Here is a 1,580-nt window from a genome sequence, read left to right as displayed (position 1 = left end):
CTCCTATGTTGAATTCTTATGGGGGGAGAACAGCGCGTTCCAGTAAAAGGGTCTGATACCTACATAAGCCTATACGTTATTTCCCATGCTCCAGTCTTGCCAATCACTCTCCTATGAGCAGATAGCCCCCCTGGGCCACTGCAGCACCGCGTTCAGATTTTTTTAAAGACAGCAACCGTAAACTTGCCTATAGAGCGGACACCGCAACGGGCCGCAAGGTGGAGCATTCGGTATTGCTGCTTGAAAAGGTTTACAGACCGGCTTCCCTTGAGCAAAACGATCACACCGACACAGGCCAGCCTGCACCGGTTATTCCTATTATTCCCCAACTCATTTTTCTTTTCCAATCCCCTCTCAACCCTAACAGGAGGGGTTGGGAAAGAAAAATGAGTCCCCGATAGCCTCTCAGGCCACCACACCCGACTCGTACCGCCGCCGGTTCACCAGCACGTAGCGAATGCGGTTGAGCAGCTTGCGGGCGATCTTGATGATGGCCTTGCTTTTCTGCATTTTCCTGGCATACTGGCTGAAGGCCAGCGTGAGGGCCGGGTCCATCCTGACGGCTGTCCAGCTGGCCTCTATCAGGGCCGACTTGAGCCGGGAGTTGGTGCGGTGCGTCAGCCGGCCCACCCGCTCCTGCTCCCCACTGGAGCGGGTGCTGGGCACCAGCCCCACGTAGGCGCACAACCTGTCCAGAGAGCCGAAGCGACGGATCTCGCCAATCTCGAGCAGGAACAGCATGGCATGCACCTGCCCGATCCCCGGGATGCTCCTGATCAGTTCCACTTGCTCCCGGTGCCGCTCCTCCCGCGAGAGGGCGCGCAGAGCCCTGGTGGCCCGCAGCACCTGCGCCTTGGCCGACTCGAGGGCCTGCAGCAGCAGGTCCAGCGAGGTCCGCGCCGCCGCTGTGGGCAGGGGCATCTCCCGGAGCCGCTTGATGAAGTTCTTGGACCAATAGGACTTGTCCTCCACCTCCACGCCCTGGAAGTAGAGCCAGCCCTTGAGCCGGTTCTTGCAGCGGGTCTGGTCCCGGACGAACTGGTGGTAGTTGCGCAGCACGCAGCGGTCGTCCTGCTCCTGGACGGTTGGCACATGGATTCCCTCCAGCATGCCGGCCGACAGGCTCTTGCTCAGCTTGCGGCTGTCCACCGCGTCGCTCTTCTGCTGCTTCTCCTTGTCCATGGTGGGCACGTCGGCCGGGTTGGCGATGATGCAGTCCACGCCCAGGCCCTGTAGCTCGCGCTGGATATGGAAGCCGCAGAAACCGGCTTCGTAAACCACCCGGTAGGAGGCTGCCGGGTAGTGGTGCCTCAGATAAGACAGGAGCGCCCTGGCGGAGGGCGGCTGGGAAAAGGTTTTCAGCTCCATTTGGTCCGTGCGAACAGTTACTTTCCAGGACTTCTTGTGCACGTCTATGCCGCAGAAGATGGGCTGACCATCAAAATCAAGTTTCTTACTTTGCTCCATGTTTCCTGTTGTTAAAAGGTAAATACTATTTATACCCTTTTACAGGAACGCGCTGTTCTCCCAGGCCACTGTAAACACCCGGGAATTCAAACATACGGTCTTGCCCTTAGTCC

1 protein-coding gene is annotated in these 1,580 nt (G+C 58.6%); it reads right to left on the bottom strand.

From position 1 onward, the window contains the following. Window positions 1–405 precede the first annotated feature (405 nt). Complete coding sequence (locus H7F15_RS19295) at window positions 406–1,467, bottom strand: IS110 family transposase (protein ID WP_185198640.1); 1,062 nt, start codon at window positions 1,465–1,467, stop codon at window positions 406–408. Window positions 1,468–1,580: the final 113 nt, after the last annotated feature.

It is taken from the genome of Pontibacter sp. Tf4 (genome assembly GCF_014212495.1).
GTDB lineage: Bacteria > Bacteroidota > Bacteroidia > Cytophagales > Hymenobacteraceae > Pontibacter.
This window is presented reverse-complemented; position numbering and strand designations above follow the sequence as displayed.

Excerpts from the sequence above, each read along its gene's own strand:
- H7F15_RS19295 (WP_185198640.1), bottom strand. The coding sequence starts at position 1,467 with ATGGAGCAAAGTAAGAAACTTGATTTTGATGGTCAGCCCATCTTCTGC.